Below are 24,343 nucleotides of genomic sequence, written 5' to 3'. Positions count from 1 at the left end.
ATATCTTCAGCAATGGAAAGCGCATCCCAGTTTGAGCCTCCATTCCGGGATGTGCTTTCCGCCGAGATGGCGGCAGCAGCCTCTACCCTGCCAGATATGCCTCCAGTGCCGGCAAGGTCGCCTCCGCATCGCGGCGACCAATCTGGTAGATGCGCTCAAGTTCATCGGGCTCGCGACACAGCGACGGCACCTTCACCGATTCGCTCGGACGCACCACAAAGATCTCGCCGGCAGCCTCGCGACGTGCCAGGTCATCGAGCGTGGCATTGTAGACCTCATGCCGATGCTCAAGCGCTGCGACAAACTCCGGATAGTGACGGAACACGCGCCGCAGCATGGGCATCACGCTGTTGGGCTGCTTCACAAAGCCCGCCGGCTGCGTGAGTACCACGATATTGCGGTCATACCCCTGCGCAAACAGCCACGCGCTGGGAATAGAATCAGCCACGCCACCATCCAGATACTTATGCCCGTCAATAGCAACGGGACGCGTCGCCACGGGAATTGCCGACGACGCCCGAATCCACTCGATATCGCGCTCGTCGCCATACGGCAGATCGTGATAGACGGCCTTGCCCGTCTCGATATCGGTACACACGCACGTAAATCGCATGGGACAGGTGCGATACGCCTCTAAGTCGATAGGATCGCGCTCGATAGGCACCTCGTGATAAGCAAAGTCGGCATTGTACATATCGCCGGTTCGCAGCCAGCTGGTCACGCTCGCATAGCGCTTGTCGGCGCAATAGGCCTTGTTATAGCGAATGGCGCGGCCGATCTGGCGCGATTTAAAGTTGTAGCCAAACGCCGCGCCCGCCGAGACGCCCACCATATGGTCGCAGGTCAAACCGTGCTCCATCCAAACGTCGAGCACGCCCGCCGTATACATACCGCGGTAGCCGCCTCCCTCGAGCGCCAGCCCCACCGTGCGCGTCATATTTGACTGTGCCATGCGACCATCTCCGTTCCTGCGTTTTAAAACGGGACAAGTATACCCGTCAACATATATCGTCCCAGTCGCATTTTTATCGAACATCGCATCGTCGCGCTACCGCTTGTCGAATAATAGCCGCCCACAGCATGTGCACCCATATATAATTGTGCACTATTGTTTACACTACTCAGCTGTTATCAACAGCGAACATTAGCCGACAAATTAACTCAACAACGCGGCAAGGCGGGGGCCTGGATACATGCAAAGCGCTGAGCAACGACGCGTGTACACAACGAGCTCGCCCGACGCAATCCGCCCCGACCTCAGAAAGTCGCTTAGAACATGGAAACTGTCAGCAATTACACCGAAACGCTCGAAAAGACCGTCCGCGACCTTCTCGAACGGCAGGAGGATCTGATCAGGACTGCCTTTACCGACCAGCTTACCGGGCTTGGCAACCGTGGCGGCTTTGCCCGTTCCCTCGAGGAGCTCTGGGAGCAGGACGCCCCCGTTACCATGGCGTTCATCGATATCGACAATCTCAAGCACTGCAACGACGTCTTTGGGCATGACGAGGGCAACCGCTATATCTTGCAGGTAAGTCTCTATCTTAAGCTGTATATGAAGGTGGGCGAAGCGGCGTTTCGCATAGGCGGCGACGAGTTTGCCATCCTATCTACGATTGCAACCGAGGACGACCTCGCCGAACGTCTGAAACACTGCCGAACGGTTCTGCTCAAAAACAACGATTCCGAGATGCCCCACTCGTTTAGCTACGGAGTGTCACATGCCGACCCCGCCCTGGGCGAAGCTTCCAATCGCATGACGCTCGATGCCGACCATCGCATGTACGACTACAAGCTACGTCATGCCATGCACCTCGATCGACGCAATATCACGCAAGTCCACGCCGACGACTTCGAAATAAGCGATCGTATTTTTGACGCCTTTTCGATGCTCAACGAGGGCCGTTATTTCTTTATCGAGAACTTGGACAAACATCGCACCCTTTGGTCACAAGGTGCCTTGCGCGATCTTGGCCTTCCCTCGGAGCACATAGACAACTGTCGCGATTACTGGAAAACGCGCGTCCATCCCGACGACCTTGAGGCCTGCATCAACGACATCGACCAAGTCTACAACGGCACCAAGCACCGTCGCGTCATGCAGTATCGTGTGCGCAACGCCGTCGGCGACTACGTCCTTTGCCGTGCTCGCGGGTTTCGTATCGACGGCGACGGAAATGTCCCCTCGCTCTATGTCGGCGAGCTCGTCAACCACTCACTTGCCGAAACCGTCGACGCTGCCACAGGCCTCGGAACGCAGCGCATGCTGGTCAACGCCATCGACGCCTGCCGCCGCGATCGTTGCGAGACAGGGCTTATAGCGGTGCGCGTTCGTGGCACGACAAAACTCAACGAGCTCTACGGGGCCGAGGCTGTCGACAACATGCTTGCCGAATACGCAGGCCGCATGCTGTCGATCACCCGCGGCAGGAGCCGGGTCTACCGTTCACGAAGCGTCCAGTTCGTCGTGCTCAGCAACGAACTAGACCACGAGGCATTCGAGCAACTGACCCGCCACCTTAAAGAAGCCGTTTTCGCTCCTGTTCGAATCGCAGGCGACACCATTACTCCCGTCTGCCTTGTCGTCCCGGCCTTTTACGAGCACTTAACCCATCAAGCGACCGCCGTTTTAGGCGAACTCGACCGTCGCCTTCGCACGGCCGGCGGGCTTGTTCCCAACGACAGCCTCCCCATACCCGAGGCGGAGCGCAAAAGCGCCATAGCTGAACGTATCGACTCGCTCACGGGCCTCTATCGACCCAGCGAGTTTATGCGGCGCGCCAACGCATTTCTCGAGGCAAGGCGCAACGGCACCTGGTGCATCGCCACAGTCGACATGGGCCACATGCGCCTGTTTAATGAATGGCACGGCCAGGCCGAGGGCGACCGCGTACTCGCCGATGTGGGCACGGTCCTCAAGGACATCGAGAATGCCGATATGGGCGTCGCAGGGTACTGGGGCCAAGATGACTTTTGTGTACTCATCCCCTTTAAGCACATCACCGTCCATCAAATCTACAACCGCGTTCGCGAGGCCGTAGCCAGACATGATGACGGCGTAGGTTTTTGGCCGTCCATGGGCGTTTACCCCATCGACTCCAATGAGGAAATCACCATCGATGCGCAGGCAAAGGCCATGTTTACCAATCGACGCGCAAAAAACGACTTTAAGGAGCGCATTGCTATTTTCCGCCCCGCGGAGTACGAGCGCGAAGTCGCGTTCCACCGCACGCTGACCGAATTCCAGTACGCGCTGTCAAATGGTCGCATCACGTACTATCTTCAGCCCCAGGTCGATATGGAAACCGGCGAGATTATTGGCGCCGAAGCACTCACCCGCTGGATTGACAAGGACGGCTCTCTCATTTCGCCCACAACGTTTATCCCCGCACTCGAGGAAAGCGGCTTTGTAGTGACGCTCGACAAGTACATTTGGCAGGGTGTCGCCATATGGCTTCGCGAGCGTCTCGATCGCCGTCTTCGCGTGGTTCCGGTCTCGCTTAATGTGTCGCGCGTGGATATCCTTGCCTGCGACGTTGCCGAACATATGGGGGCGCTCGCCGCCCAATACAACCTACCGCCCGAGCTCATGCGTATCGAGATCACCGAGACGGCTTATACGGGAGAATCCGAGGCCGTGGATAAGCTGACCGCAGATCTGCACACCCGCGGCTTCTCGACCTATATGGACGATTTTGGCACCGGTCAGTCCACGCTCGCGATGCTCAAGAACGTCAACGTCGACGTCATCAAGCTCGACCGCACCTTTGTGCCCACCGACCGCGATCAAGGCCGCAGCACGCAAATCATTTCATCGATGCTCGAAATGGCGCAGTCGCTCCATCTGCCCGTCGTGGTCGAAGGCGTCGAGACAAATGAGCAGGCAAACATGCTACGACAAATGGGCGCCCGCTACGCTCAGGGCTTCCTCTACTACCGCCCCATGCCTGCGAAGGATTTTGAGGCATTGCTCGATGGTGGCAATAACAACTGATACGCTCGCGCGCAAAACGCCACCGTCGAAGGGGGCATTTGTCTCCATTAGCTAACTTATATCCCCAATTCAAACCGAATTGGGGATATGATACAAACCGTTGTTCCGCCCAAGGAGGTTATCCATCATGAACGAGTCATATCGCCTGGGCGAGCAATCGATTATTGCCTATCTTCAGCGACTTGCGAACGGCGTCTCGACCGCCGAACTCGATGTTGCCGCGCTGCCTGCTGAGCTACGCGCCGTTGGTGAGCAACTGCAAAAGACGCATGCCATCCTGCAACAAGAGCGCCAGCTGCTTGAGCGCAACGCCTATATCGATCCGCTCACCAACTTGGGCAACCGCAACGGATTCGACCGTCACGTCGAGCAACTCTGGCGCAAAGGCGACCCCTTCACCTGCGCCTATATTGACATCGACCATCTCAAGCATTGCAACGATAGGTTTGGCCACGCCGAAGGCAATCGCTATATTCTGAGCATCTGCCGCACGCTCTCCGAAACCATGGAGCACGATGAGATGCTGTTCCGTATCGGTGGAGACGAGTTTGTGCTCATCTCGCCCTCCGCAAACGAGATTGAACTCGAGCAGCGCTTGGAGCAGGTACGTACCAGGCTGATCGAGGCGAGCTCAGGTGGCAAGGCGCCCATGATCGGCAGCTTTAGCTTTGGCTGCTCGCGCGTCGATCCACTTGCTGGCGACACGCGTCGCCAGATGACGATGGATGCCGATCGCAAGATGTATCGCTATAAGCTTATGCATCGTGTGCAGCAACCGAAAGACGATGACGCGCCGCAACGCCCAATCGTCGATCAGCTTCCCTGCAACGACCGGGTGTTCCAAGCGATCTCCATGAGCTCCGAGACGCGCTATCCGTTTATCCTCAATCTCGATACGGGAGAATCGCAATGGTCGGTTAACGCCGTGCGCGATTTTGACCTGCCCTCCCAGCACCCTTTTAACTCACTCGACATGTGGCTCGCCCGCGTTCATCCCGAGGACCGCGACAACGTACGTGCCGAGCTCGACATGGTGATAAACGGCACATGGCACTTCCACTACATGCAGTATCGCGTAATGGATGCCACCGGAAAATACGTGCTTTGCGACTGCACGGGCTACCGCTTGGACGGCACCGATACCGAGCCCGGCATGTATGTGGGCATTATCATCAACCGAAGCTTGGCAGATACGACCGATTCCGTGACCGGCTTGGGCGATATTCACGCCCTGGTCAACGCCATTGGAGAGATGCGCCGCGTGGCGCGCGAGGCAGGCTTTATTGCCATTAAGGTCGACGATATCGCCGAAGTCAATGCCCGCTTTGGATTCGATGCAGGCGACCGCGTGCTCGCCGAAAGCGCCGCCTGCCTCATGGACTGTTCGCGCGGCAAGGGTCGCTTGTTCCGCTCGACGGGACCAATGTTCGTGGCGCTTTTCGATGAGCTCGGCCCCGAGGCAATCGACGAGCTCGCAAACGAAATCGAACGATTCCTGGGTTCTCCCGTGCTCATCGGCTCGCTTGAATATCAGCCGCCCATTCGTGTGGCGACGCTTCATCTGGACGCTGTCAATCGACAGCCCGTTTCCATTTTGAACGAGCTCAAAGCGTTGCTCGGTAAAGCCGTGCAGGTGCCAGGTACCAAACTGGATTAGCACCGCGCCCGCACCGCCTCCCCCATCGTGCGATAATCCTCTGCAGAAGTCACCAACAGCAGAGGGAGTTTGTGATGAAGGTTCTTTTGGTCAATGGCAGTCCCAAGGCAAACGGCAATACCGCCCGCGCACTCGCCGAGGTCTCCGAGCAACTCAACGCCGAGGGCATCGATACCGAGGTGTTCCAGCTGGGCGCCAAGCCCATTCGCGACTGCATCGGTTGCGGCCAGTGCGGCAAGCTTGGCGGTCGCTGCACCTTTGACGACGACGTGGTGAACGAGCTCATCGCTGCCGCCGAGCAGGCAGATGGCTTTGTCTTTGGCTCCCCCGTCTACTATGCGCATCCCAGCGGACGCATCCTCTCAGCCCTCGATCGCGCCTTCTATGCAGGCGGGCATGCCTTTGAGCACAAGCCCGGCGCCGCGGTCGCCGTCGCCCGTCGCGGCGGCACGTCGACCACGTTCGATGTGCTCAACAAGTACTTCACCATTAAGCAAATGCCTGTGGTTGCCTCCACCTACTGGAACAACGTGTTTGGCCGCGTGCCCGGCGACGCCGATGGGGATGCCGAGGGCCTTGCCACCATGCGAAACATCGGCAAAAACATGGCCTGGCTCCTGCGCTGTATCGAGGCAGGACAGGCCGCCGGTATCAACGCACCCGAGGCAGATCGAGCAACGACCAACTTCATTCGATAGAGCGGCGGAGCATGAATATCCAGATTTTTGGAACCAAAAAGTCTTTCGATACCAAGAAGGCCCAGCGCTATTTTAAGGAGCGCCGCATTAAGGTGCAGTTTATTGACCTTAGGGAAAAGGAGATGAGCAAGGGCGAGCTCACGAGCGTGATGCAGGCGGTCGGCGGCATCGACAAGCTGCTCAACCCCAAGGCCAAGGACGAGGAGACGCTCGCGCTCATCCAGCACCTCACCCCTAGCCAGCGCTTCGACAAACTGCTCGAAAACCAGCAGGTTCTAGCCGAGCCCATCGTGCGCAACGGCAAAAAGGCCACCGTCGGTTATTGCCCCGATGTATGGGGAGCCTGGGAGTAGCCTGTGTTATTTGCCGGCGCGTGGGTATAAGAGCAGGCGTTTGGCATAAGATTCAACTGTAAGCCATGTCTAACAAAGGAGGGCACATGCCCAACAAACCCGTGAAGATCATCATGCTTACCGGATACCTCGGTGCCGGCAAGACCACGCTGCTCAACCACATCCTCGCTAACGACGGCGGCATCCGCGCCGCCGTGATCGTCAACGATATCGGCGAGATCAATGTCGACGCCAGCCTTATCGCCGACGGCGGCCTTTCCGAGACCGACGACCTCATCCCGCTCACCAACGGCTGCATCTGCTGCACGCTTTCGGACGACCTGGCCAACCAGCTGCAGGGCATTGCCGATTCGGGCAAGTTCGACTACATCATCATCGAGGCATCGGGTATTTGCGAGCCTATCCCCATCGCCTACACCATCTCGAGCTTCTGCGACGAGGCCAAGGTGGGCGGCGAGCCCAAGCTCGCGCTCGACAACATCGTGGCCGTGGTCGACTGCGCCCGCATGTACGACGAGTTCAACGGCGGTCGCGACCTGCTGGCTGAGGATATCGACGAGGACGACATCGAAAGCCTGCTCATCCAGCAAATCGAGTTCTGCTCCACGCTGATCCTTAACAAGACCGATACCGTAACGCCCGAGCAGATCGCCGAGCTCAAGGCCATCGTGCGCAGCCTGCAGAAGGACGCCGTGATCGTCGAGGCCCAAAACGGCGAGGTCCCCATGGAGGAGCTGCTCGATACCGACCGCTTCGACTTTATGCGCGCCTACAACTCCGCCGCCTGGATCGAGGCCATGGAGCATCCCGAGGAGCACGACGACCCTGAGGTGCTCGAGTACGACATCGAGACCTTTGTGTACTCGCGCCGCAAGCCGTTTGACCTGCAGAAGTTCACCGATTTTGTTGAGCAGGAGTGGCCCGACGAGGTCATCCGCGTCAAGGGTCCGCTGTGGCAGACCGGCGATCCGGACATGTGCTACATGTTCGAGCAGGCCGGCCACCAGATGCGCCTGATGGAGAACGGTCTGTTCGTTGACTCTGCGCCCGAGGGCGAGAAGCAGAAGATTATCGACGAGAACCCCGAGATCATGCAGATTTGGGACGACGAGACGGGCGACCGCATGACAAGCCTGTGCATCATCGGCCGTCACATGGACAAGGATGCGCTCATCGCCTCCCTCGATGCCTGCCTGACCGACTGGCACCGCGCCTAGGTTTATCCAAGCGGGCATTTTTCCGCCTACGTAACCGCCAAACCACCACGAAGGTGCCCTTCGTGGTGGTTTTTCGTTCTGAGCCAAGGAGATTCATGTTCAATATCGTGCTGTATGCGCCCGAGATTCCGGCCAATACGGGCAATATCGGCCGTACCTGCGTGGTCACCGGTGCCCATCTGCATCTGGTGGAGCCGCTGGGGTTTTCCCTCGATGACAAGACGGTACGTCGCGCCGGTCTGGGCTACTGGCAAAATTTGGACGTGACGACCTATGCCGGCTGGGAGGATTTCCTTGCGCGCAACGGCCTCTCCCCCGCCGATGGCCATCTGCATCTGCTGACCAAAAAGGCACGCCGCACCTATGCGCAAAGCACCTACCGCGACGGTGACTATTTGGTCTTTGGCAGCGAGAGCTCGGGCATTCCCGAGCCACTGCTTGCCGCGGCGCCCGAGCGCTGCGAGCGCATCCCGATGCTGCGCGATTGTGACTCACTCGATAACGCCGAGGCCTGGGAAGCTCACGAGGAATCGCTCGGACATACCGAGGACAGCCACGAGACCATCCTTCAGCAGGATATCTGCGGCAACTTCGTCAACCCGGACGACTACCGCATCAGCGCACTCAACCTCTCCAACAGCGCCGCCATCGTCCTCTACGAAGCCCTACGCCAAACAGGCTTTCCGGGAATGTGACAAAGGGACTGACCCTTTGTCACATTCAAGCGCCACGCCGACGGCACACACGCCTAATTGATGCTCTAGATAAAGAGCCATCACTTTTAATCAGAATTAACTAAAGTAAAATGAAATTAAACGGCGGTGTGAAAGGAGAGCCTTGTGAAATATCTCGAGAACCCGTTTACCCCCAGTTTTGGCGAGGTTCCTGCCCATCTCGCTGGCAGACAACAGATTATTCGGGATTTGGACCGCGCCTTCTTGAGCCAGCGCAGGCGCCCAGAATTGACCTCGATCTTCTCAGGCGCGCGTGGAACCGGTAAAACCGCTCTCATGTCGTCGCTCGCGACAAGGGCGGAATCCCACGGCTGGATAGCCGTAAAGACGACCGCGCTCCCGGGAATGCTTGAGGAAATCGAGTTCGGGGCGAAACGCGCCGCAGCCCATCTCATCGACTCGTCCAGCCACTTCGAAGTCACCGGTCTCGGAATTGCACCGCTCGGCAGCATCGAGGTCAATCGCGTTCACGATGCCTCAACCTGGCGTTATCGCATGAGCGACATCATCGACCAGCTCAACGAGGCGGGCACCGGTCTGCTCGTCACGGTTGACGAGGTAGACCCGACACTCGACGAGATGATTCAGCTCGCAGCGACGTATCAGCACTTTGTGACCGATGGGAAACGCGTCGCGCTGCTCATGGCGGGGCTTCCCAACAACGTCTCGACGTTGCTGAACCACAAGACGGTCTCGTTCCTTCGCCGCGCCCAACAATATCATCTGGGTCGCATTGCCGACTATGACGTACGCGAGGCCTTGATTCGCACGATCCAGGAAAACGATCGCCTGGCAGATGTCGAGGGAATCGATAGAGCCGTTCGCTCGATCTCTGGTTTTCCCTTCCTATTGCAACTCGTAGGCTACCGTGCCTGGGATCTCACAAGCGATTCGAAGGAAATCTCGTCACGCGACTTTGACCTGGGAATCAAAATCGCGCGCGACGAGATGGACGACCGAATCCTCGCGGCAACCTATCGGGAACTCACTGCAGAGGACAAGCGATTCCTCATCGCCATGCTCGATGACGAGGAAGAGTCCACCACCGCTGACCTTGTCGAGCGCCTTAAGCGTTCGCCACAGCAGGTCTCCCGCTACCGACGCCGCATGATAGATGCCGGCATCATCGGAGAACGAGGACGAGGGCTCGTCGCATTTGAATTGCCATTCTTCCGCGACTATCTCACGGCTCAATGCGTGAAATAGAAGTCAATGAGGCAAAGGGGCTGTCCCTTTGCCTTGTTGTCTATAGGTAGCGTCCGGTAATGCTCTTGGAGCAGACCGCGATATCCGCCGGCGTGCCGGCGCAGACGATTTGCCCGCCCGCATCGCCACCGCCCGGGCCCATGTCGATCACGTAATCGGCGTTACGGATAAGATCGAGGTCGTGCTCGATCACGACAACCGTGGCGCCCTTGGCAACAAGGCCGTCAAACACGCTCAGCAACACCTGAACATCGAGCGGATGCAGGCCAATCGTGGGCTCATCAAATACGAATACGGCATCATCCTGCACGCGGCCCATCTCGCTCGCGAGCTTAAGACGTTGTGCCTCGCCGCCCGAAAGCGCCGGTGTGGGCTCGCCAAGCGTGAGATAACCCAGGCCCAGGTCGTGCAAGGTCTGCAAGCGCGCCTGCACCTTTTTGAGCCCCACCGTGGCGTCGAGGGCCTCGTCCACACTCATGTCCATGAGCTGCGGCAACGTAAGCAGGCTCTCGTCCTTGCCCTCGCGATGGATATGCGAGGCGGCCTCGGCGTAGCGCGAACCACGGCATGCCGGGCAGACGATCTCGACGTCGGGCAAAAACTGCACGTCGAGCGATATCGAGCCCGTGCCGTCGCACGTAGGGCAGCGCAAGGCGCCGGTGTTGTAGCTAAAGGCACCCGCCTTGTAGCCGGCCGCCTTGGCCTCGGGCGTACGGGCGAAGGCGCGGCGCAACTCATCATGGATGTCGGCATAAGTCGCCACCGTCGAGCGCACGTTGGCGCCGATGGGCGTGGCGTCAATCAGGTTGGCACGGGCGATGCCCTCGGCATCGATCCAGCGCACATGGCGTGGCAAGCGCTCGCCAGCTGCCTGTGCCTTAAGCGCCGGGATGAGCGTCTCGAGCACGAGCGTCGTCTTACCCGAACCCGAAACGCCCGTTACCGCGACAAGGCGGCCGCGCGGGATATCGACTTCGAGCGGCTTGACGGTATGGATGGTATCGGTCGCCATACGGATATGGCCCTGGTCGAACATTTCGTCGTCAGTCACCTGCGGACGCAAGCGCTTGGACTCTGAGCGCAAAAACGGCGCGATGCGACTGCCCTGCGATTGTTCGATCTCGTCTACCGTACCAGCAGCGATCACGTTGCCGCCGCCTGCTCCGGCAACGGGGCCCATCTCGACCAGATAATCAGCCTCCGCCAGCACGCGCGTGTCGTGGTCGACAACAACCACGGTGTTGCCGTCATCCACCAGATCGCGCATCACGCCTACCAAGCCGTCGACATTGGCAGGATGCAAGCCGATCGAAGGCTCGTCCAGCACATAAAGCACGCCTGTCGATCGGTTGCGCACCACGCGAGCAAGTTGCACGCGCTGGCGCTCACCCGTGGAGAGCGTGGCGCCAGCACGATCGAGCGAAAGGTAATCGAGGCCCAAGTCGACCAGGCGACGGGCCGCGCTCAAAAACGAATCGCAGATATCCGTCGCCATGGGCCGCATCTCGGGCGGCAAGGATGCGGGCACCCCGCGCACCCACTCAATCGCCTCGCCCAGCGTCATGGCCGCCGCCTGCGCCAGATTGATACCGCGCACCTGGGGCTGGCGCGCAGCCTCGGAGAGACGCGTGCCACCGCAATCGCGGCATGCTCCCTCGCGCAAAAAGCGAGCAACGCGTTTTAAGCCCTTATCGTCCTTGACCTTGGCGAGCGCATTCTCAACGGTATAGACGGCGTTGTAATAGGTAAAGTCGAGCGGCGTGGCGCCCTCGCCGTTTTTGGGCACGTAGAGAATGTGTTTTTTAACCGCCGGGCCGTGGAACACGATGTCGCGCTCTTGAGGCGTGAGCTGGTTAAACGGCACGTCGGTACGCACGCCCATCTCGCCTGCCACCTGCTTCATCAGATCCCACATGAGCGTGCCCCAGGGAAGGACCGCACCCTCGTTGATGGTCTTTGACTCATCGGGCACCAGGCTCGCCTCGTCCACCTCGCGCATGACACCGGTGCCACCACAGGTGGGACACGCACCGCCGCTGTTAAAGGCAAGGTCCTCGGCACTCGGCGCGTAGAACTCGCGACCGCATGCAGGGCACGTGAGCGACAGGCCCGCAGCCACGTTAAGGCTCGGCTCCACGCGCGCCCCGCAGTGCGGGCACACGTGATGGGCGCAACGGCTAAAGAGCAGACGCAGGCTGTTGTTGAGCTCGGTCATGGTACCAAAGGTCGAGCGCACGCCCGGCACGCTGGGGCGCTGATGCAATGCGAGGGCCGCCGGTACGTGCAATACCTCGTCCACCTGGGCGTGCTCGGCCTGCGTCAGGCGACGTCGAGTATAGGTGCTGAGTGCTTCCAAGTAGCGACGCGAGCCCTCGGCATAAAGAACCCCCAGTGCCAGCGAACTCTTGCCCGAACCCGACACGCCGGCAATACCCACGAGCTTTCCCAGCGGGATATCAATATCGATGTCCTTAAGGTTATGGACACGCGCGCCACGCACCTCGATAGCCTGCGGGCTCATCTTCTGTTCCGTCACCTTTATCACCCTACTCATGCCATAAAACTCGATCGCGAATGTACTCGCCCAGCATGGGCACGGTAAACCGGACGAGACCGTATCCGGCAGCCTCGATGACGCGTTCGCGAATCAGGCTTGCGCGATATTTGCTCGCCCAACTCTGAGTACGGTCGCAGCGCTCAATGATATCCGCCATACGCGTCGGTTTACCCTCGTCAGCAGCCATGGCCTCGATAAAGAGGCGTTGCGGACTGCGCAATCCATAATACAGGGGCGCGTCGACCGCTTCGTAGAACTCGGAGGCGGCATCCGCATGGCCATCCTCGACATCGCGCCTTTCGATGACCTGCGAGCCACGCCGGACAGCAGACCGCCACATGTAATAGCCCACCAGCTGAACCATATAGGGATGCCCCATGCTTTTGCGCGCCGCAAGGTCCGCCGTCTCCGCGTCAACGTAAAGACCAGCGTCTTTGACCGTCTGGATATACGAATCGCGCACCTTGGGCAAAGATATCGCCCCCAGCGTACGCTGCTGGGCACGCCGCAAAAACGTCACGCTCGGCTCTTCGAGCAGATCGTCAACCATACTGGGTAAGCCGGCAAAAACAAGCGCAAGGCCGCGCTGGTCGCTATCGGACAAGCCCGTGGCATCCTGGTCTCCGAGCACCTGTTGATAGAGAACGGCAAGAGCCGCCAGCTCCTCGATAGACGCAGATTGAGCCTCGTCAATCGCAAACAGTATGCCCTTGCCTGGACCGAGCTTCTTGAGGCGCTCGTTGACCAGCCCTCGCAACGTCTCGCCCTTTGCTCGCGCCGCCTCGACTGACATCCGCCCAAATGACGGACCGAACTCCATTGACGTTACAACGGGTTTATTCGAGCGAAGCGCGTCGGCCAAGCGGTCGCATAAGCCAAGCGAAGCGGAATCGGAGACAACCGCCCATCCGCGCTCACTGGCCAGACGTTGCAGCTCCCGCAGGAGAACTGTCTTGCCGCAGCCGCGGTTTCCCGTAATGAGCATGAGCCTACCCGGCGCTCCGGCGCCGTTATCGAGCCCTTCCTCGAAATCTTCGATAACCGACTCGCGACCGATGAGTATCGGAGGCCGCTTGCCTGCCGTTGGCTTAAAGGGATTTGGATTCATGTCGGCCTCCTCGGATTGGCAAACCCTGGTAATAGTTATACCAACTTATACCGAGTTATACCAATAGCATGGAACAAAAGGAACTGCCCCTTTGTCACATGTGGCCGAAAAACTCCGCGTCTGCTGCACGCCAGGGGCGGAAGGTGGCGGGATCGACCTTTACGTGTGCCGCGGCGGGTACGTCGTACCATTTGACCGTGTAACCGGCGCCGTGAGAGCAAAAGACCGAGTCGGGCGTGTTGGGCAGATCGGCCTCGGGCTCATAGGCGGCAGTCTCGATGACGCGCTCGACATCATGGCAAGCCGCATAGCCGGCGAACTCCAGGTACAGATGCCCGCGACCGCTCGTGTAGGCGGCCACCTCCAGCGCGTAATCCTGCACCTCGGATGCTGGCACGCGACCCACAAGCTTTGTCCGGTCTCCCGCCATCGTCGGCGGCTCGTACTCGGCACCCATGCGTGTGGCATCCGAGAGCGCCCGGCCCACGCACTCCCCCGGTACCTCGAGCTCAAAGCGATACCACGGCTCCAGCAGTACCGCCGCGCCGGCCTCACGCGCCTGCATGAGTCCCTGGCGAATCGCACGGTACGTGGCCTGGCGAAAATCACCGCCCTCGGTGTGCTTGGCATGCGCGCGGCCGCCCGTGAGCGTAATGCGCACATCGGTGATGGGCGAGCCAGTCAGCACACCCAGGTGGTCGCGCTCCATGGCGTTGGTGAGTGCCAAACGCTGCCAGTTAAGATCGAGCTCGTCGGTCGAGGTCACGGTGCCAAACTGCACGCCCGAACCCGCTGGCAACGGCTCCAGGCGCAAATGCACCTCGGCATAGTGGCGCAGCGGCTCAAAGTGGCCCACGCCCTCGACCGGCTGCGAGATAGTCTCCTTATAGAGAATGCCGCCAGACTCAAACTCAATCGAAAGGCCAAAGCGATCTGCCAACACCCGCTGCACGACCTCGAGCTGCACGGCGCCCATCAACTGCAAGTGAATCTGCTCAAGATGCGTATTCCAGCTTACGCCGAGCATGGGGTCTTCGTCCGCCAACTCGGTCAGCGCTTTGAACACCGCATGGACACCGTGTTCGCCCGGGAGCACCGTATAGGTGAGGACCGGCGCAATGACGGGTGCATCGCACCCGGGCTCCGCGCCCAAGGCATCCCCCGGGCGAACGTGCGCAAGACCCGTCAAGGCACAAATACCGCCAGCAGCAACTTCTTGGGCAAGCTCATACTTCTCGCCGTTATAGATACGTACTTGATCGACCTTCTGCTCCCATGCCTCGGCGCCGGAACGTCCGTTAATCAGCTGTTTGGCGTGCAGCGTGCCGCCGGTCACTTTAACCCATGCCAAGCGCTCGCCGCGAACGCCTCGGCTGACACGATAGACGCGCGCGGCGAACTCCGGGGCCCACGCCTGCTCACGCATCAGCGTGCACATACCATCCAGCAGCTCGTCAACGCCCTGGTCCTTGAGCGCCGAGCCGGCAAAGCAGGGAAAGAGCTTGCGCTCGGCAACCATACGTGACAGCGTTGCGACGGAAAGCTCACCCGTCTCAAGAAACTCCTCGAGGGCTGCCTCGTCCAACGCGGCAGCGTCCTCCCAAGCGGCACCGCCCGCCAGCAGTTCGTTCGCATCGAGGCAGCCCTCGGATAGACGTTGCCCAAGTTGTGCCAGCAAAACATCGCGGCCGGGATTCTCCAGATCGATTTTGTTGATAAAGATAAACGTCGGGATGTCATAGCGCGCAAGCAGACGCCACAGGGTATCGGTGTGTCCCTGCACGCCATCGTTGGCCCCTACAACCAAAATCGCGTAGTCGAGCGCGCGCAATGTGCGCTCTGCCTCGGCCGAAAAATCCACGTGGCCGGGAGCGTCCACGAGCATAACGTGGGTATCTCCGTGATCGAGCACTGCCTGCGACGAGAAAATCGTGATGCCGCGCTCGCGCTCGATAGCGTTGGTATCCAGGTGCGAGTCGCCGTCATCCACGCGGCCGCGCTTGCGAATGCGACCCGCGCAGAACAGCATGGCCTCGGCCAGCGTGGTCTTGCCGGCATCGACGTGCGCCAAGATTCCAACGACAGCTTGCTTCGACATGGCTCTCCTCTTATTGCGAGCCCATCGCACGCGGCAACGGGCATTCTCGTTCCACACTGGATGATACAATTTACGAGCCGGCGGGCGAAGCGGGCCCTATCCCCCGACCGAGCTCATCGCCCCGCGTTGCCGCGCGGCGATTTTCGTAGGTTCGCGCCTTGCGAAAGCCGGCTTGCAAATCAGCGCAGCGAACGAAAATGGCCCCGGGTGGGACCATTTTCGTTCGCGCGAATTGTTGACACGCGCCCCTGCTCTTACGCCTCGCGCAGCCAGTCGAACGCAACACGCGGCGTGCCGTCCGAAACATACACGACGCCGGCGCGCTCGAACCCCGCTTTCATGCTCGCGCCCTGCATAGGCAGGTTGTCCGCGTGCGTGTCGATACGCAGGTGGTCGGCGCGCGCCTTGGCAAAGGCAAACATCGCGGCCGCGATACCGTGCACGGTGCCGTCGGATGCCACGCGATGCAGCACGGCATATGGAGTGTCGCTGCGCCATTGACCGTCCTCAATTACGTCATAGCACTCGTCCGGACCCGGTAAAAAGGCAAACGTCGCCACCACACGGCCGTCGACTTCGCACACGTAACTGCCACCAGCGGCAATATCGGCAGCCAGCTGCTCGGCCGAAGGCGTGCCCTCGGGCCACTGCGTGGCGTTACCATGCGCGCGCATAAACGCGCGGGCGGCGTCATAGATAGCCATGACGGCGGGAATGTCGGTATCGAGGGTTTTTCTGATCATCACGCGGCAACCTCACGTTTATTGGTATCACATTGATTGGGCAATGATACCAACGTTTTGAGAAGGGCGCGAAGCAGATGGGAAGCAAAAAGCGAGCCGCCTGGTCAAAGGCCAAAAGCGAGTTTTTGGGCGCTGCTACCGGCGGCGATATGAGCGACCTGTTTGCGCGCGAGGACGAGCGCCGCGACGCCCTAGACGCCAAGCGCGATGAAGTCTGGCGCTACAAGTCGTGCGAGCGCAAAAACCGTTACGACACGCGCGCCGAGGCCGAGGCCGTTATGGCCGACTGCGAAAACCGCGGGCGGCGCGGTTTGGCCTGCTACAAATGCGAATACTGCGGCGGGTGGCACCTGACGTCGCACCCTTGGAAATAGACCCCGCATCGACACGGCGCTGACGGAGCACCAGCCATCGCACGCAAGCTACGGGCGCGGCGGCACCAGGACATCGTAGCGGACGGCCTTGCCCGCAAGCTGATAGCTCGGCTTAACGCCGGCAAGCAGCGGGCCTTTCACCGGCCGCTTGATAACCACCTTGCGCGGGTGCACCGCGAGCGCAGCTTCGACCAGCGCCTCCTCATCGGCACACGGCTGTTCCAGATGGTGCAAGAGTTGGAACTTCTTTTTCACCGCCGCGCTCTTGTTGCGCTCGGGAAACATGGGGTCCAGATATACCACGTCGGGAGCGGTAAGCTCGCCCCGCCCGATCAGCTCAGCTGCATGGCGAAGGCCGGCAATGCTATCCTCGCCCGCATGTAAGCGCATGTGCGCCGCGGCAGTCGCAAGCGCCGGATCATCTGCCGCGCGATCCAGGGCATCCTTGAGAAGCGCCGCGATCACGCAATCCTGTTCATACAGATCGACGGTAAAGCCCGCGGCCGCCAGCAGCAGCGAATCCTCGCCAAAGCCTGCCGTGGCATCAATCGCCCATGGGCTCTCGATGCCTTTTGTGCGCGCAGCTTTTACCAGTAGCTCTTGCTGCAGACGGCCCTGCTTGAGCCGCGGAAGCATGCGGGTAAAATCGGCACGCAGCTCCATCGTACCGTCGGTGAGTGTGAGGCCCTCGGACTTCCCGGTCAGCTCAAGCCCCGCGGCCCGAGCAACAGAAAAGGGATCGACGACGCCCATGGGTACTCCTTAGCAAGCAAAACGAATACGCGAGCGCCGTTTACGCCGGCACCCAACCGTCCGCTATTGTCCCACATGCGACATGGCCCACAGCATCCCAATGCAAAGCGCCGCCATCAATCCCGTGCACACGGCAGCGATCACAGAATCACCCATGCGCCTTCCCAACGACCGCGGCTCACGCACTTGCTTGGCTCCGTACATCATGGCTCCTCCTTCGCTCCAGCTCTTACCATGGCCCCATCATCGCAGCGCCGCGCATACGCTGCCATCGATTTGGCTTACACCCAGCTTTCCTTTTTGAAAGGTTGGACCGTTCAGGCAAGAGATGCTTTCAAACGCACGCATCGCCCCGTTGAACTACAATGTGCTTCACGATATGTGCCGCAACCTGGGTGCGACAGATTCTCTGCACCCGCATCGAAAGGACCAGCTATGAGCGCCGCTCGCAAGACACTCAAAATCCTTGCCCTGATTTATTTTGTTCTGGGCATCGCCAGTCTCGTCATTGGAATCGCCGGCATCGCGACCGGCAAGTTCGAGTCCACCTACGGATCGAACGCCATGCTCGCCGCGATCGTGCTGGTCGCCAAGGGCCTTGTCGATCTTGCCGCAGGTGTTGCGGGCATCAAGGGTGCCAACAAGCCTTCGCAGGTGGATGGCGCGTTTAAGCTTGGCATCGTTGCCGCAATCGCCACGATTGCGCAGGCCATGCTCACGCTCCCCGCGTTTGGCGGCGACGCCATCAACTTTGGCGCCTTTGTCATCGTGGTGTACGACCTGTTCTTTATTCAGCAGGCACACGCCGTTAAGGCCGAGAACAAGGACCGCCTGTAAGCGCTCGCTTTTCATAACCTCTGCAGCCAAACAACTAAAAAGGGGCCGATCGCGCATCTCCGCGGTCGGCCCTTTACGTTTGCCCAGATAAAACCTGCCAAAATAAACCTGTCCCTTTTTGGCAGGTTGCTAGCAGTGGCGGTACTCGGCGATGATGAAGTCGATGTCGGTTTGAAGGGTGTCCAGGTTTGCCAGGCGCTCTTTATCGGCAGGGCGCGTGCGGTAGTAGTACGGCGTCATTTGGAATACCGCCTCAATGTCGGCCTGCGTCCGGAGCGTAATATTCGCAGACACCCGCTGCGTTCCGACCAACTCGAGCTCGGTAGTCTTCGGCAGTTTCTCATCGTTAAGGTACGGCGTGTCGTAGAGCACTTCCTTAAGCCCAAACAGATGACAGGCACCCGGCACCACGGTATAGAGTGAACCGTCTGGCGCCAGCACGCGGGCAAACTCGCGCTCGTTAAAGGGAGCAAAGAGCTCGGTCACCATATCGAAGGCGGCATCAGGCACGGGGATGTCCTTCATGTTGGCCACGAAGTAGGTCGCATCGCCGCGCTTGGCGGCAAGGCGCACCATCTCTTTGCCCAGGTCAAAGCCGTAAGCATCCACGCCCGGCACCGCGCCCATGGCGCTGGTGTAATAGCCCTCGCCACAGCAAATATCGAGCAGCGTCATGGGGCCGTTCACGGGCGCGGCGCGCCCAGACACCTGCTTGCGCGCCAACTCAACCATCGCATCGCGCAACGGCGCATAGTAACCGCAATTCAGAAAGTCACGGCGGCTGCGTGCCTGCGACTTGGGATCGCCCATAGAGTCGCCGCTCTTGGACGAGCGCAGTAGATATAGATAGCCCTCGCGCGCACGGTCAAACCGGTGTCCGCCCGCGCATGCAGCACCGCGCTCGTCGTCCACCAATGGCTTATGGCAAACGGGACACAACAACATGGCAACTCCTTAGCGCGAACAACACAACGCCCACCATTGTCGCACGCCTTCCCCACCTAGTCATTGGGGACGTTCTTGAATGACTAGTCGTTTAAGAGCGTCCCCAATGACTAGTCGATTAGGAGTATCATCGTCTGCGCAAATAAGCGCGAAATAGCATGTTAGAGATTGAGAGCGTATGGCCGATACCGTATCTAGGCACATTGACATGACCACCGGCTCGCTGTGGCGAAATATTCCCCTGTTCGCCTTCCCCGTGGCCGCCACGAGCATCTTGGAGCAGCTGTCGAACCTCATCGCCACGGTCATCATCGGTAACTTCTCGGGCGACCAGGGAACCCTCGCCATGGCGGCGGTCGGCTCCAATGTTCCGCTTACCAGTCTTATGCTCAACCTGTTTATTGGCATGTCGCTTGGCTCCAACGTGGTCATCGCCAACGCTATCGGCCGCAACGACCAGAACATGGTCAAACGCGCCGTCCATACCTCGATTCTTATGGCGCTCGTGGGCTTTGTCGTCATCGCACTGGGCGAAATCTTTGCCGAGCCCATGCTCGCCGCGCTCAACGTTCCCGCCGAAACCATGCCGCTCGCTTCGCTCTACCTGCGCGTCTTTTTGCTCAGCATGCCCTCGATCTTGCTCTACAACTTTGAGGCCGCGATCTTCCGCTCCGTCGGCATCACCCGCATGCCGCTGCAAGCACTTGCCGTGTCCACCGTCCTCAACATTGGCCTGGACCTCATCTTTGTCCCCGTGCTCCACTGGGGCGTCGCGGGCGTCGCCATCGCCACCGCCATCGCCTACACCGTCAGCGCCGCTACGCTCTTTATCCACCTGCTCAAGACCGACTCCGTCGTCCGCGTTACCCCACGCGACCTGGCTATCGACCCCGTCGCCCTCAAGCGCATCGTCAAGATCGGCCTGCCCGCCGGCATCCAAAGCGCTGTCTTTGCCGTCGCCAACATCATCATCCAGTCTGCCATCAACAGTCTGGGCACCGAGGTCATGGCCGCATCGAGCGCCGCCATGAGCCTGGAGTACGTGTGCTACAACCTGCTCAACAGCTTTAGCCAGGCGTGCACCACCTTTGTGGGACAAAACCACGGTGCCCGCCAGATTGACCGCTGCACCAAGACGCTCAAGGTCTGCCTGGTCGAAGGCGGCATCGTTGCGCTCACCACGATTGTCGTCATTGTCGGCCTGGGGCGCGAGATCCTGTCGCTGTTCAACAGCGATCCCAACATCGTCTCGATCGGCTATATCCGCGTGTGCTCAATCTTTCCGGCATACGCCTTTAGCATGTTCTACGAAAACATGTCCGGTTATCTGCGCGGCTTTGGCATCTCGCTCACGCCCGCCCTCATCACCATGATCTGCGTCTGCGGCATCCGCTTCTATTGGGTGTTCTGCGTGTTCCCGCACTTCCGCACTTTTGCGAACATCATGATGGTCTACCCCATCAGCCTGGGCACTACGGCGTTCTTTATGGTCGTGGCGGTACTACTTTGCCACCCGGCACGCACCTATCGCGCCACCCAAGCCAAAGCGACAGCCCGCTAAACACCGCGCTCAACGCCACGCCAGTCATTAATTGACAATATGCGAGCTCATATAGTCGATAAAGCGCCTCGTGGCGATGGGCATGGTGTCCCAGCTGCGCCAGGCGGCCACCACGTCGCGCGAGGGGGCATGCACGATGGGACGCACGCGAATATCGGTCTGCATGCCCTCGACGGTACGGCGATACAGCATGCTCACGCCTAGGCCCTCCTCCACCATCGCCATGATGGTGTAGTCGTCGGTGACCTCGCTCGTCACATGCGGCGACAGCCCATGCGCTGCAAATGCATCGAGTACTAGGCTCTGTTCGCCCTCATCCAGCAGCACAAACGGCTCGGACGCCAGGTCGGCGAGCGTTACCTTTTCCTTTGCCGTCAGCGGATGCGTGGCCGGCAGCAATGCCACCAACTCGTCGTGATAGACCACGCGCTTCTCGAGCCCAGCGGTAAATCCGCGCGCCGTAAAGCAAAAGTCAACCACGCCATCGTGCACCCACTGGGCGTTACGCGTGTAATCGCCCTGCTTGAGGGTAAAGTGCACGCCCGGGTGCAGAGCCCCAAAGTCGCGAATCACGCGCGGCAGCACGGTACGACTCACGTTGGTGAACGTCGCAATGCGAATATCAGTCGAAGAGAGCCCCAGCAGCTCCTGGCGCTTGCCCTCAAGCTCGGCCTCGGCGGTCACAATCTGGCGCAGGAACGGCAGATATTGTTTACCGTCGCGCGTAAGCGAAACGCCCTGCTTACCGCGCTCGATAAGCGTAGTACCCAGCTCGCGCTCGAGCGCCTTGACGGCCTGGCTCACCGCACTTTGCGTATAGCCCAGCTCGTCCGCCGCGCGTTTCAGGCTGCCGCGATCGACCACCATACAAACAATCTGATACCGCGATGCCATCGTGCCTCCATATCAATGCAGCCGTAAAACGTTTTGCCAGGGCTTTTCCCGCCAACATTAGCATTTCTTAATCATACTGAAGATACATTCGCTTTACTACATCCAAATCTGCGAGCAGAATCCCTTTTACGAAATCGTTCTGTAACAAAAGGAGTCCCATGGATCGCAAAAAAGCAATCGCGCTCTCATTTTCCGTTCCCGTCGCATGGGGCTTTTCGTACCCCCTTATGAAGATCGGCATGGACAGCATGAACGCCACGAGCATCGTCGCGCTGCGCTGCATCATCGCCTTTGCGGCCTGCCTACTGCTCTTCCACAGGCGCGCGTTCCGTATCAACCGCGATCTTATGGTCCGCGCCGCCATCATCGGCGCCATTATGGCAACCGAGCTCACCTGCATGTGCCTGGGCTCCAGCCTCACCTCTGCCTCCACCGCCGGCTTTTTGCAGAGCCTGACGGTCGTGATCGTGCCGTTTGCCAACGCCGCCCTGCTGCGTCGCGCCCCCGAACGCAAAGTGCTCGTCGGCACCGCCATCGTCACCTGCGGCATGCTGCTGCTCTCGGGCGCCGACTTTACCAGCCTGAATCCCGGCGCGATCATCATGCTGCTCTCGGCCTTTATCTATGCCGGCCATATCATTGTGGCGAAGCGCTTTGTCGAAGATGTCGACCCGCTGGCCCTGGGCGTTTGGCAGCTGGGCTTCGGCGGCTTATTCTCGGGTATCGCCGCATTCACCTTTGGCGGTTTCACGCTTCCCGGCACGCCGGGCGAGGTCGCGGTCGTCGTCGCACTCGCACTCATCTGCTCTGCCTATGGCTTTATCACCCAGACGCTCGTGCAGCCCCACGTGCCCGCCGAGACCACCGGCTTCGCTTTCTCACTCGAGCCGGTCTGCTCTGCCGTCTTCTCGTTCTTCCTGGTCGGCGAGGTCCTGAGCCCCATCGCCTTCTTTGGCGCCGCCCTCATCCTCACCGGCGTCATGGTGGCAACCGTCGAGCTTCCGCGCCTTCGCGCGCATGGACAGGCTCGTATGGCAGGAGCGCCCGAGCGCGTCTCGTAATCCCCACTCCTTATGCAGCCGCGGCATAAAGGCAACCGGTGCGCCTTTACAATAGATGCCAACAGAGCATCTGCCATAAAGGAGCCCCATGGACACCGCAACCCGCGACCGCAACATAGCAACTTGGTTGGGCGATGCGCCGCAGCCGGTACGTGACACTACGAACCAGCTGCTCGAGCGCATCGCCCTTTTGCGTGCCGAGCAGACTATCTACCCGGCACAAGACGACATCCTCAATGCCCTCGCCTACACGCCGGCCGACCAGGTCAAGGTTGTCATCTTGGGTCAAGATCCCTATCACGGACCCAACCAGGCCATGGGACTGTCCTTCTCGGTCCCCGCGACGCAAACCAAGTTGCCGCCGAGCCTGCGCAACATCTATAAGGAACTCAAAGCCGATCTGGGCTGCCCTATTCCCGCCACGGGAGATCTAACACCATGGGCACAACAGGGCGTCCTGCTCCTCAACACTACGCTCACCGTGCGCGAGCATGCCGCCAACTCGCACGCCAAACTGGGCTGGAGCACGCTCACCGACTATGTTATCGAACGCTGCTGCCAGCTGCCCCAGCCGGTCGTCTTTTTGGCATGGGGCCGCTTTGCCCAGCAGATGGTCGAAGGCAAGCTCGTCGCAACTGGCGCGGGCAAGGCAACCGACAAGTTCTGCCTGGCCTCTACGCATCCCTCGCCGCTTTCGGCCAACCGTGCCACGGCAGAACTCCCCGCTTTTATGGGATCGCGCCCCTTCTCGGCAGCCAATCGGCTACTCGAGCAGCACGGCTCGACCCCCGTCAACTGGACTTGCCTCGGCTAAAAATCGATACATCAAAAACGCGCCCGACGGCTTTCCATCGGGCGCGTTTCCTATTCAGGCCAAATAAATTGTGTGCGGCCGGCCTCGCCGCCATCGATCAGCAGGCTCTGCCCGGTCATAAACCGGTTGGTCACGCCCACAAAGTAGATCCACTCGGCGATCTCTTGGGCAGTGGCCCAGCGCTTAAGCGGCGTGAGCTCCATAATCTGGTTCCACAGGTGCTCGTCTTCCATCACACAACGGTTGAGCGGCGTGATAACGCCACCCGGGTCCACACTGTTGGCGATGGCCTGCGGCGCCAGACGGTTTGCAAGGTTCTTGGTGTAGGCGATAACGCCACCCTTGCTGGCGGCATAGGCGGGAAACTCCGATCCCGTATGCCCGCTCGCCGACCCCACATTGACCACGGATTTGATAGCCGGCGCAGGCTTGGCGGCAAGCCCCTCCCCCACAAAGGCGTAGTGCTCGGTCACGTTGATGGTGCCACGCAGGTTGGCAGCGATATCGTCGGCCGAATCCTGCGTACCGGCAACGTTCACGATTACCTGGGGTTCAAGGTCGCCTGGAAACGAGTCCGGCTCGCGTACATCAACGATCAGATGGCGGTAGCGCTCGTGTTCGATCGCCGCCGGCAGCAGATCAAAGCCCACGACCTCGTGGCCCTCGTCCAAAAAGCGCTGCACGCACGCGGCTCCGATACCGCCCGAAGCGCCCGTGATCAAAACCCGCATACTTGCTC

21 protein-coding genes are annotated in these 24,343 nt (G+C 59.9%); 12 read left to right on the top strand and 9 right to left on the bottom strand.

Annotation, left to right across the window (positions count from 1 at the left end; translation table 11 throughout):
- Positions 1-82: 82 nt before the first annotated feature.
- Positions 83-952, bottom strand: a complete 870-nt coding sequence (locus tag DW870_RS05005; protein WP_199411352.1) for a patatin family protein — start codon at positions 950-952, stop codon at positions 83-85.
- Between the two features lie 324 nt (positions 953-1,276).
- Here DW870_RS05005 and DW870_RS05000 point away from each other — a divergent pair, with 324 nt between their 5' ends.
- The 7 genes from DW870_RS05000 (at position 1,277) to DW870_RS04970 (ending at position 9,859) form a co-directional block, all read left to right on the top strand.
- Positions 1,277-3,994 carry an EAL domain-containing protein gene (locus tag DW870_RS05000; protein ID WP_117848240.1) on the top strand — a complete coding sequence of 906 codons (2,718 nt, stop codon included), beginning with the start codon at positions 1,277-1,279 and terminating at the stop codon, positions 3,992-3,994.
- Positions 3,995-4,121: 127 nt separating this feature from the next.
- Positions 4,122-5,651 (top strand): diguanylate cyclase domain-containing protein, encoded by a 1,530-nt coding sequence (locus tag DW870_RS04995; RefSeq protein ID WP_117769842.1) that lies wholly within the window; start codon positions 4,122-4,124, stop codon positions 5,649-5,651.
- 74 nt (positions 5,652-5,725) lie between these two features.
- The gene (locus tag DW870_RS04990; protein WP_117769843.1) at positions 5,726-6,349 is read left to right on the top strand and encodes a flavodoxin family protein; all 624 of its coding nucleotides are present in this window, start codon (positions 5,726-5,728) and stop codon (positions 6,347-6,349) included.
- 11 nt (positions 6,350-6,360) lie between these two features.
- Positions 6,361-6,702, top strand: a complete 342-nt coding sequence (locus DW870_RS04985) for an arsenate reductase family protein (protein ID WP_117769844.1) — start codon at positions 6,361-6,363, stop codon at positions 6,700-6,702.
- An 86-nt stretch (positions 6,703-6,788) separates the two neighbouring features.
- Positions 6,789-7,919: a GTP-binding protein gene (locus DW870_RS04980; protein WP_117635529.1), complete on the top strand. Its 1,131-nt coding sequence runs from the start codon at positions 6,789-6,791 to the stop codon at positions 7,917-7,919.
- 95 nt (positions 7,920-8,014) lie between these two features.
- On the top strand, positions 8,015-8,614 hold the full coding sequence (locus DW870_RS04975; protein ID WP_117769845.1) for a tRNA (cytidine(34)-2'-O)-methyltransferase: 600 nt from the start codon (positions 8,015-8,017) through the stop codon (positions 8,612-8,614).
- A gap of 144 nt (positions 8,615-8,758) precedes the next feature.
- Positions 8,759-9,859 (top strand): AAA family ATPase, encoded by a 1,101-nt coding sequence (locus tag DW870_RS04970; RefSeq protein ID WP_117820870.1) that lies wholly within the window; start codon positions 8,759-8,761, stop codon positions 9,857-9,859.
- A 40-nt stretch (positions 9,860-9,899) separates the two neighbouring features.
- On the opposite strand, the gene DW870_RS04965 is transcribed toward DW870_RS04970, so the two are convergent.
- From DW870_RS04965 to DW870_RS04950, 4 genes are all read right to left on the bottom strand, one after another.
- Positions 9,900-12,413 carry an excinuclease ABC subunit UvrA gene (locus DW870_RS04965; RefSeq protein WP_199573605.1) on the bottom strand — a complete coding sequence of 838 codons (2,514 nt, stop codon included), beginning with the start codon at positions 12,411-12,413 and terminating at the stop codon, positions 9,900-9,902.
- Positions 12,406-13,524 (bottom strand): AAA family ATPase, encoded by a 1,119-nt coding sequence (locus tag DW870_RS04960; RefSeq protein ID WP_117877078.1) that lies wholly within the window; start codon positions 13,522-13,524, stop codon positions 12,406-12,408. Before DW870_RS04960 ends, DW870_RS04965 begins: the two co-directional genes overlap by 8 nt.
- A 94-nt stretch (positions 13,525-13,618) precedes the next feature.
- A complete protein-coding gene (locus DW870_RS04955; RefSeq protein ID WP_117877076.1) occupies positions 13,619-15,622 on the bottom strand; it encodes a translation factor GTPase family protein in 2,004 nt (667 codons plus the stop codon).
- A gap of 254 nt (positions 15,623-15,876) precedes the next feature.
- The gene (locus tag DW870_RS04950; protein WP_117716525.1) at positions 15,877-16,365 is read right to left on the bottom strand and encodes an N-acetyltransferase; all 489 of its coding nucleotides are present in this window, start codon (positions 16,363-16,365) and stop codon (positions 15,877-15,879) included.
- Positions 16,366-16,442: 77 nt separating this feature from the next.
- Between DW870_RS04950 and DW870_RS04945 the strand changes: the two genes are divergently transcribed.
- Positions 16,443-16,739, top strand: coding sequence for a hypothetical protein (locus tag DW870_RS04945; RefSeq protein ID WP_117877074.1), 297 nt, complete (start codon positions 16,443-16,445; stop codon positions 16,737-16,739).
- Positions 16,740-16,787: 48 nt separating this feature from the next.
- Here DW870_RS04945 and DW870_RS04940 read toward each other — a convergent pair whose 3' ends face one another.
- Positions 16,788-17,492 (bottom strand): class I SAM-dependent methyltransferase, encoded by a 705-nt coding sequence (locus tag DW870_RS04940; RefSeq protein ID WP_117877072.1) that lies wholly within the window; start codon positions 17,490-17,492, stop codon positions 16,788-16,790.
- A gap of 435 nt (positions 17,493-17,927) precedes the next feature.
- On the opposite strand from DW870_RS04940, the gene DW870_RS04935 reads away from it, so the two are divergent.
- The gene (locus tag DW870_RS04935; RefSeq protein WP_117877070.1) at positions 17,928-18,329 is read left to right on the top strand and encodes a hypothetical protein; all 402 of its coding nucleotides are present in this window, start codon (positions 17,928-17,930) and stop codon (positions 18,327-18,329) included.
- A gap of 129 nt (positions 18,330-18,458) precedes the next feature.
- Here DW870_RS04935 and DW870_RS04930 read toward each other — a convergent pair whose 3' ends face one another.
- Positions 18,459-19,274, bottom strand: coding sequence for a putative RNA methyltransferase (locus tag DW870_RS04930; protein ID WP_117877068.1), 816 nt, complete (start codon positions 19,272-19,274; stop codon positions 18,459-18,461).
- A gap of 178 nt (positions 19,275-19,452) precedes the next feature.
- On the opposite strand from DW870_RS04930, the gene DW870_RS04925 reads away from it, so the two are divergent.
- Entirely contained in the window at positions 19,453-20,835 is a 1,383-nt protein-coding gene (locus tag DW870_RS04925; RefSeq protein ID WP_117877066.1) for an MATE family efflux transporter, read from the top strand.
- 27 nt (positions 20,836-20,862) lie between these two features.
- Here DW870_RS04925 and DW870_RS04920 read toward each other — a convergent pair whose 3' ends face one another.
- The gene (locus DW870_RS04920) at positions 20,863-21,729 is read right to left on the bottom strand and encodes a LysR family transcriptional regulator (protein ID WP_117877064.1); all 867 of its coding nucleotides are present in this window, start codon (positions 21,727-21,729) and stop codon (positions 20,863-20,865) included.
- Positions 21,730-21,887: 158 nt separating this feature from the next.
- Between DW870_RS04920 and DW870_RS04915 the strand changes: the two genes are divergently transcribed.
- A complete protein-coding gene (locus DW870_RS04915) occupies positions 21,888-22,790 on the top strand; it encodes a DMT family transporter (protein ID WP_117877062.1) in 903 nt (300 codons plus the stop codon).
- Positions 22,791-22,878: 88 nt separating this feature from the next.
- On the top strand, positions 22,879-23,604 hold the full coding sequence (locus DW870_RS04910; protein WP_117877060.1) for a uracil-DNA glycosylase: 726 nt from the start codon (positions 22,879-22,881) through the stop codon (positions 23,602-23,604).
- A 50-nt stretch (positions 23,605-23,654) separates the two neighbouring features.
- On the opposite strand, the gene DW870_RS04905 is transcribed toward DW870_RS04910, so the two are convergent.
- The gene (locus tag DW870_RS04905; protein WP_117820857.1) at positions 23,655-24,335 is read right to left on the bottom strand and encodes an SDR family NAD(P)-dependent oxidoreductase; all 681 of its coding nucleotides are present in this window, start codon (positions 24,333-24,335) and stop codon (positions 23,655-23,657) included.
- Positions 24,336-24,343 lie beyond the last annotated feature (8 nt).

The organism is Collinsella sp. AM38-1BH (genome assembly GCF_003467545.1).
In the GTDB taxonomy this organism is placed as follows: domain Bacteria; phylum Actinomycetota; class Coriobacteriia; order Coriobacteriales; family Coriobacteriaceae; genus Collinsella.
This window is presented reverse-complemented; position numbering and strand designations above follow the sequence as displayed.

Excerpts from the sequence above, each read along its gene's own strand:
- DW870_RS05005 (WP_199411352.1), bottom strand. The coding sequence starts at position 952 with ATGGCACAGTCAAATATGACGCGCACGGTGGGGCTGGCGCTCGAGGGA.
- DW870_RS05000 (WP_117848240.1), top strand. The coding sequence starts at position 1,277 with ATGGAAACTGTCAGCAATTACACCGAAACGCTCGAAAAGACCGTCCGC.
- DW870_RS04995 (WP_117769842.1), top strand. The coding sequence starts at position 4,122 with ATGAACGAGTCATATCGCCTGGGCGAGCAATCGATTATTGCCTATCTT.
- DW870_RS04990 (WP_117769843.1), top strand. The coding sequence starts at position 5,726 with ATGAAGGTTCTTTTGGTCAATGGCAGTCCCAAGGCAAACGGCAATACC.
- DW870_RS04985 (WP_117769844.1), top strand. The coding sequence starts at position 6,361 with ATGAATATCCAGATTTTTGGAACCAAAAAGTCTTTCGATACCAAGAAG.
- DW870_RS04980 (WP_117635529.1), top strand. The coding sequence starts at position 6,789 with ATGCCCAACAAACCCGTGAAGATCATCATGCTTACCGGATACCTCGGT.
- DW870_RS04975 (WP_117769845.1), top strand. The coding sequence starts at position 8,015 with ATGTTCAATATCGTGCTGTATGCGCCCGAGATTCCGGCCAATACGGGC.
- DW870_RS04965 (WP_199573605.1), bottom strand. The coding sequence starts at position 12,413 with ATGAGTAGGGTGATAAAGGTGACGGAACAGAAGATGAGCCCGCAGGCT.
- DW870_RS04960 (WP_117877078.1), bottom strand. The coding sequence starts at position 13,524 with ATGAATCCAAATCCCTTTAAGCCAACGGCAGGCAAGCGGCCTCCGATA.
- DW870_RS04955 (WP_117877076.1), bottom strand. The coding sequence starts at position 15,622 with ATGTCGAAGCAAGCTGTCGTTGGAATCTTGGCGCACGTCGATGCCGGC.
- DW870_RS04950 (WP_117716525.1), bottom strand. The coding sequence starts at position 16,365 with ATGATCAGAAAAACCCTCGATACCGACATTCCCGCCGTCATGGCTATC.
- DW870_RS04945 (WP_117877074.1), top strand. The coding sequence starts at position 16,443 with ATGGGAAGCAAAAAGCGAGCCGCCTGGTCAAAGGCCAAAAGCGAGTTT.
- DW870_RS04940 (WP_117877072.1), bottom strand. The coding sequence starts at position 17,492 with ATGGGCGTCGTCGATCCCTTTTCTGTTGCTCGGGCCGCGGGGCTTGAG.
- DW870_RS04935 (WP_117877070.1), top strand. The coding sequence starts at position 17,928 with ATGAGCGCCGCTCGCAAGACACTCAAAATCCTTGCCCTGATTTATTTT.
- DW870_RS04930 (WP_117877068.1), bottom strand. The coding sequence starts at position 19,274 with ATGTTGTTGTGTCCCGTTTGCCATAAGCCATTGGTGGACGACGAGCGC.
- DW870_RS04925 (WP_117877066.1), top strand. The coding sequence starts at position 19,453 with ATGGCCGATACCGTATCTAGGCACATTGACATGACCACCGGCTCGCTG.
- DW870_RS04920 (WP_117877064.1), bottom strand. The coding sequence starts at position 21,729 with ATGGCATCGCGGTATCAGATTGTTTGTATGGTGGTCGATCGCGGCAGC.
- DW870_RS04915 (WP_117877062.1), top strand. The coding sequence starts at position 21,888 with ATGGATCGCAAAAAAGCAATCGCGCTCTCATTTTCCGTTCCCGTCGCA.
- DW870_RS04910 (WP_117877060.1), top strand. The coding sequence starts at position 22,879 with ATGGACACCGCAACCCGCGACCGCAACATAGCAACTTGGTTGGGCGAT.
- DW870_RS04905 (WP_117820857.1), bottom strand. The coding sequence starts at position 24,335 with ATGCGGGTTTTGATCACGGGCGCTTCGGGCGGTATCGGAGCCGCGTGC.